Raw genomic sequence first — 6630 nt, 5'->3', positions numbered from 1 at the left:
GCGCGTGAAGATTTTGGCGCCCGCCTCCACCTCGCCGGCCAAGATCGCGCAGGTGCGTGCCTACGGCGCGACGGTGCAGCTCGTCGAAGGCCCGCGCGAGGAATCGGAGGCCGAGGCCATCCGGCAGTCGAGCCAGACCTTCTACGCCAGCCACAATTGGCAGCCGTTCTTCCTCGAAGGCACCAAATCGTTCGCCTATGAAATCTGGGAGGACCTCGGCTTCCGCGCGCCCGACAACGTCATCGTGCCCGTCGGTGCGGGCAGCAGTCTCCTGGGCTGCGCCTTCGGCTTCCGCGAGCTGTTGAAGGCCGGGCAGATCTCGAAGCTTCCGCGCCTGTTCGCGGCACAGCCGCTCAACTGCTCGCCGATCGACGCGAGTTTTCAGGCGGCCGTCGACACGCCCGTCGCGCGCGAGGTGCACAAGACCATTGCAGAGGGCACCGCGATCAAGCATCCGCTGCGCCTGCGCGAGATCATCGCCGCCCTGCGCGAGAGCGGCGGTGGTACCGTCGCGCTCACCGAGGACGAGATCGTCGCTGCCCTGCGCCGTCTCGCGCGGCAGGGCCTGTTCGCCGAGCCGACCAGCGCCAGCGCGGCCGCGGCCCTGGACAAACTCGCAGCCGCTGGTGCGATCAAGGCAAATGAGACAACGGTGGCAGTCCTCACCGGCACCGGGCTGAAGGCGGCGACCACCGTCGCCGATCTCGTGCAGTAGGCGCTGCAACTTGCTACGTCATTGCGAGCGCAGCGAAGCAATCCAGAATCTTTCCACGGCGAAAGCCTGGATTGCTTCGCTGCGCTCGCGATGACGGCGTGGCGGCAGCGCGCGCCATTCCATGACCGTCACCCTGGGATGGCCGCTCCTTCAGCGGCCCTCGAAGGGCGACGGATCACCTACTCCCTCAGATCATTCACCCGCTTCACCCAGCCGCGCACATCCGCGAGCACGGCGGGCAGCACGGCCTTGACCTCCGGCACCGTCATGCCGGGCTTGATGCGGGGGTCGTAGAGCAGGTTGAGGATGTACTGGTCGTAAACGTCGAAATAACCCATCGAGACGTTGTCGTTGAACATGGTCCAGGGCACGCTCGTGGTGTCGTTGATCGGCCCAAGCGATTGCAGGAGCTCCTCATAGGCGCAGTCGAGGAAGGTGAAATCGCCGTTGTCGGTGGTGAGGATGACGTCGGAATGCTCGATCTCGAAATTGTCGTTCTTGCGGAAGCCGGACAGGCACTGCGGGTCGAGCGAGGAGCGGATCTCGCGCGCTTTCTCGAGCCCGTAGAAGCTGGTGAGGGTCCGGAACAGATCGCGGTCGCGCACCAGCTTGACCCGCACATTTGCCGCCTCGCTGCTGTCGATCATGGCGATGTCGAGATGCTGCACGCGCTTGCCGATGTCGGCGACGACTTTTGCGAGCTGGCCCTTGCGGTCGGCGCGGTCCCCGTCGGCGAACACGCGCACCGGTCCGTCGAACTTGCGGATGCGGTCGACGCGGCCGGCGAGGTGATATTCGGCGCCGAACGCGGTCTTGAGAAAACCCTCGACGATCTCGCTGTCGGTGAAGCTCTTCTTTTCGGCGCGCTGGCGTGAGGCGATCGCTGGCAGTTCGCCCGCGGCGGCCATGGTAGCGGTGTCAGGCACACAGGTGAGCGTTGCGAGCGCCAGCAGGGCGATGCGAAGGCCGGGCGAGGGCAGGTCCAATGCGCTCATCGTTGCGCAACGCTGCCGTATTCGCGTCGCCTGCACAAGCCCGCAAATGCACGCGCCCTGCGGGTTCCTGCTGTGGCTGTGCGGCCCTAGTTGTTCAGCACCACCACGGTCGTGCCGACCGAGACGCGGCTGTAGAGGTCGGTGACGTCGTCATTGGTCATGCGGAAGCAGCCCGAGGAGACCGCCTGGCCGATCGTCTCCGGCTCGTTGGAGCCGTGGATGCGGTAGAGCGTCGATCCCAGATACATGGCGCGGGCGCCGAGCGGATTCTCGATGCCGCCCTTCATGTGGCGCGGCAGGTCGGGCCGGCGGGCCAGCATCTGCGACGGCGGCGTCCAGTCCGGCCATTCCTTCTTGGCGGTGATCTTGTGCACCCCGCCCCAGCGGAAGCCGTCGCGGCCGACGCCGATACCGTAGCGCAGCGCCTGGCCGTTCTGCAGCACCAGATACAGGCGGCGCTCGCTGGTGTTCACCACGATGGTGCCGGGGGCATAGTTGCCGTTGTACATGACGGTGGAGCGGGGGATCGGGCTCGCGCCGCCACGGAAGAAGTTCGGGCCGCCGCCCATGATGTCGCGCGAGTCGAACTCCTCGGCGAGCGCGCCGCCGGCCGTGGCGGTCAGAAGTGCGATGGCGGCAATCGGCGCGGCAAAAAACCGGATCATTGTATTCCCCCGGAAAAAATCGATTCAACGAAGGCCACAGGCCATATTTACGGGGTTTCCGCAAGCCACGGCCGCGTGAGGGACCCCATGCTTAACCATTGATGTTACCAAATCGGCAACCAGGCGAATTTGCCCAAAAGAGTTAGCCAAACCAGCGCATCGTCACGCGGGGCAGGGCCGCGATGCCCCCTATTGCTTTGACGCGGCCTGCGAACAATGATTGATCGAACGGATCACTCGAAATCACCCGTAGCGGGAGCAAAAAGAATGAACGGTGCGGAAAGCCTGGTGCGGACGATGGTCAAGGGCGGGGTCGACGTCTGCTTCACCAACCCCGGCACCTCCGAGATGCATTTTGTCGCGGCGCTCGATCGCGTTCCCGGCATGCGCTGCGTGCTCGGCCTGTTCGAAGGCGTGGTGACGGGCGCCGCCGACGGCTATTACCGCATGAAGGGCACGCCTGCCTCGACCCTGCTGCATCTCGGCCCCGGCCTCGCCAACGGTCTGGCCAATCTGCACAACGCCAAGAAGGCCAATTCCGGCATCGTCAACATCGTCGGCCAGCACGCGGTCTACCACATCGAGTACAACGCGCCGCTGACCTCCGACATCGAGGGGCTGGCCCGGCCGATGTCGTCCTGGGTCCGGACCTCGCCGAACTCCAAATCGGTCGCCGCCGACGGCGCCGCGGCGATCGCCGCCGCCAAGAGCGCACCGGGGCAGATCGCGACCCTGATCCTGCCCGCCGACACCGCCTGGAACGAGGCCGACGCCATCGCCGAGGTGCCGGCCGAGCAGCAGCGCGCGAGCTACTCGCCGCAGGCGGTCGAGCGGGCCGCGAAGATCCTGCATGGCGACGGCGAGGGCACACTGCTGTTGATGACCGGCAGCGCCCTCAGCGAGCAGGGCCTGGCGCTGGCCGAGCGGATCGCCGGCAAGACCGGCTGCACCGTGATGGGCCCGACCTTCCGCCCGAAGATGGCGCGCGGCCGCGGCCGCTTCTCGATCGACCGCATCCATTACGTGATCGAGAACGCGCTGCCGATGCTGGCGAAATTCCGTCACATCGTGCTGGTCGAGTCCGACGACCCCGTGGCGTTCTTCGCCTATCCGAACAAGCCGAGCATGCTCAAGCCCGAGGGCTGCGAGGTGCATCGCATGACCTCCTGGGGCGAGAATTCGGTCGCAGCTCTCGAGGCGCTGGCCGGCGCCGTGAAGGCGAGCGCCAAGGATGTCAAGCCGCAGGCGTTGCAGGAACTGGCCAAGCCGACCGGCGCGCTGAATTTCGCCTCGATCGCGCAGGCGATCGCCTGTGCGATCCCCGAGAACGCGATCATGGTCGACGAATCCCTCACCACCGGCCGCGGCTTCTTCCCGCCGACTGCGGCGGCGGCGCCGCACGACTGGCTGCAGAACATGGGCGGCTCGATCGGCTTCTCGACGCCGCTCTCGATCGGGGCTGCGATCGCCTGCCCCGATCGCAAGGTCATCACCATGGTCGGCGACGGCAGCGCGATGTACACGATCCAGTCGCTATGGACCCAGGCCCGCGAAAACCTTGACATCGTCACCATCGTGTTCGCCAACCGCATCTACCAGATCCTGCGCGGCGAGTTCGACAATGTCGGCGCCGGCGAGCCCGGCCAGCGCGCCAACGACATGCTCCGGCTCGACCGGCCGACGCTGGACTTCGTGGCGCTGGCCAAGGGCATGGGCGTGCCCGGCCGCGCCGTCACCAATGCCGACGAGTTCAACAAGGCCCTGGCAGAAGCCGTCGCCGAGCCCGGACCGCGGCTGATCGAAGTCCAGATGTAGGGGCTTGGTCGGCCGAGCCCTCTTCCCACGTCGTCCCGGCGAAAGCCGGGACCCATACGCCGCAGCAACAGTTTTGCGAAGACTTGGAGTTACCAACTCGCGTTAAAACCACCTCCCGTGGTTATGGGTCCCGGCTTCCGCCGGGACGACACCGAACTAGGTGCGCGGGATGAGCCCGGAGGCACGATGCAGACCGAGCTGAACAAGGTGATCGCGGCGCTCCGGGATTTCTACGCCCACGAAGGATTCCTGTTCGAGAAGGACATCGGCGAGCGCGCGATCACGCACCGCTTCGCCGTCTATCTGGAGCGGCAGTTTTCCGGCTGGGCCGTCGACTGCAATTACGACCGGCTCGGCGAGCGCACGCTGCATCTGCCGCACGGCACCATCATCTCGACGGACGATCATCTCGGAAAGTCGATCTACCCCGACGTCGCCGTGCATCAGCGCGAGATCCCGAACAATTTGCTCACAGTCGAGATCCGCAAGGCGAGCAATCACACGCCGCTGGAGCACGACCAGCACAAGCTGCGGGCGCTCACCGATGTGCATGTCTGGTTTCCCTACTGGATCGGCGTGCTGCTGGTGCTGGATAGGCAGCATGTGACGATGTCGGAGGTCTATGTCTCAGGCCTCGTCGATGACCCGCTGTCGCGCTGGTTCGCGACGCGGCTTGCGGAGAGCGGCCTCGCGGCGGCGCATTAGGGCGTGTGCTTTTTAAACGTCAGCTTTCGAGGACAAGGCGGAAGTCGCTCCGCTCGGCCAGTGGCGATTGCTAATGACCCTGGCTGTGTGAAAAGCCACGAGTCGGTTACGATTCCTCCGTTTCCTAATGGGGGATACGGATGGGACGCTTCGTTGAAGGCGCGGACAGATCCCAGCTGACGCTCTTGCCGGAATGTCTGGAGGATTGGGTAGACGAGGGCAACGGGGTCCATGTGATCGATGTGTTTGTCGAGGCGCTCGACCTGCATGGAATGGGATTCGAGCGTGTGATCGCGAAGGAGACGGGCCGACCTTCCTATCATCCAGCAGTCCTTCTGAAGCTTTACATCTACGGTTATCTCAATCGGGTGCAATCCAGTCGCCGCCTGGAACGCGAGGCGCGCCGCAATGTCGAGGTGATGTGGCTGATCGGGCGCCTGGCTCCCGATCACAAGACGATCGCCGATTTCCGGAAGGATAATGGCGCGGCGATCCGGAAGGTTTGTGCGAAGTTCGTTGCGCTATGCCGGCAAATGGGCCTGTTGCAGACCCCAAGCGTCGCAATCGATGGCAGCAAGTTCAAAGCAGTGAACAACCGCGATCGCAACTTCACGCATGCCAAGATCGCGAGGCGGATGGCGCAGATCGAGGAAAGCGTCGGTCGATATCTGCGTCAACTCGATAGCGCCGATCGGCAGGATCCATCGGAAGCGATCAGCATCAAGACGACGAGGATCAAGGAAAAGATCGCTCGGCTGAAGCAGGAGATGAGCCGCCTGGAAGTGCTTGATGCGCAGATGCGCAACACGCCGGATCAACAGATATCGCTCACCGATCCAGATGCCCGTTCGATGGCCACCAGCGGACGCGGATCGGGTGTGGTCGGCTACAATGTTCAGGTCGCGGTGGACACCGAACACCATCTGATTGTTACGCATGAGGTTATAAACGTCGGCAACGACCGTGGGCAGCTTGCTCGGATGTCGAAGCAAGCCAAAGAAGTGCTCGAAGTGGACAAACTCGAGGCGGTCGCCGACCGTGGCTACTTCGACGGAGAGGAGATATTGGCCTGCGAAGAGGCTGGCGTTGCAGTCACGCTGCCCAAGCCCATGACGTCGAACGCCAAGGCGGAGGGCCGGTTCGGCAAACAGGACTTCGCCTACCTGCCTGATGAGGACGTCTACCGCTGCCCATCCGGTCAGCTGCTGCCGTATCACTTCACCAACATCGAGCATGGCATGACGCTGCGCCGTTACTGGTCGACAGCGGCGTGCCAAGGCTGCGCGATCAAGAGTCAATGTACGCCGTCCAAGGAGCGTCGCATCACGCGCTGGGAGCATGAGCATGTGGTCGAGGAGGTCCAGAGACGGCTCGATTCCGATCCCGACGCCATGCGGAGGCGGCGCGAGACAGTCGAGCATCCCTTCGGCACGATCAAAGCCCGTATGGGTGCGACCCACTTCCTGACGAAGCGGCTACGGAATGTCGCCGCTGAGATGGCGCTGCATGTTCTCGCCTATAACCTCACGCGGGTGATGAACATCGTCGGCAAACCGAGCCTGATTGCAGCCATCCGCGCCGCCTGAAGGCCGGAAAGGCCTCCAAAAGCGCAATATCCCGCCGCGATACCCACTTTGGCCGGTCATTGGACGCTCCGACGCGAGACATCGGCCGCCTGCAACGATTGGAATCACGGCCGCGTGCCGACCTATCCGTTTGCACACACCCAAGACCC

General features: G+C 64.3%; 6 protein-coding genes. 4 read left to right on the top strand and 2 right to left on the bottom strand.

The features are described 5' to 3' along the window. Positions 1-715 (top strand): pyridoxal-phosphate dependent enzyme (locus A5906_RS45295; protein WP_245326978.1); only part of this gene is annotated, 715 nt, incomplete at its 5' end. Positions 716-894: 179 nt separating this feature from the next. Here the strand turns inward: A5906_RS45295 and A5906_RS30075 are convergent. Further along, positions 895-1710: a DUF2927 domain-containing protein gene (locus tag A5906_RS30075; protein WP_080138835.1), complete on the bottom strand. Its 816-nt coding sequence runs from the start codon at positions 1708-1710 to the stop codon at positions 895-897. Between the two features lie 86 nt (positions 1711-1796). Next, a complete protein-coding gene (locus tag A5906_RS30070; protein WP_080138834.1) occupies positions 1797-2375 on the bottom strand; it encodes a L,D-transpeptidase in 579 nt (192 codons plus the stop codon). 267 nt (positions 2376-2642) lie between these two features. On the opposite strand from A5906_RS30070, the gene A5906_RS30065 reads away from it, so the two are divergent. From A5906_RS30065 to A5906_RS30055, 3 genes are all read left to right on the top strand, one after another. After that, positions 2643-4190: an acetolactate synthase large subunit gene (locus A5906_RS30065; RefSeq protein ID WP_080138833.1), complete on the top strand. Its 1548-nt coding sequence runs from the start codon at positions 2643-2645 to the stop codon at positions 4188-4190. A 186-nt stretch (positions 4191-4376) separates the two neighbouring features. After that, the gene (locus A5906_RS30060; RefSeq protein ID WP_080138832.1) at positions 4377-4895 is read left to right on the top strand and encodes a hypothetical protein; all 519 of its coding nucleotides are present in this window, start codon (positions 4377-4379) and stop codon (positions 4893-4895) included. A 140-nt stretch (positions 4896-5035) separates the two neighbouring features. Then, complete coding sequence (locus A5906_RS30055) at positions 5036-6481, top strand: IS1182 family transposase (RefSeq protein ID WP_136615447.1); 1446 nt, start codon at positions 5036-5038, stop codon at positions 6479-6481. The last annotated feature ends 149 nt before the right edge of the window (positions 6482-6630 follow it).

The organism is Bradyrhizobium sacchari (assembly GCF_002068095.1).
Lineage (GTDB): Bacteria > Pseudomonadota > Alphaproteobacteria > Rhizobiales > Xanthobacteraceae > Bradyrhizobium > Bradyrhizobium sacchari.
This window is presented reverse-complemented; position numbering and strand designations above follow the sequence as displayed.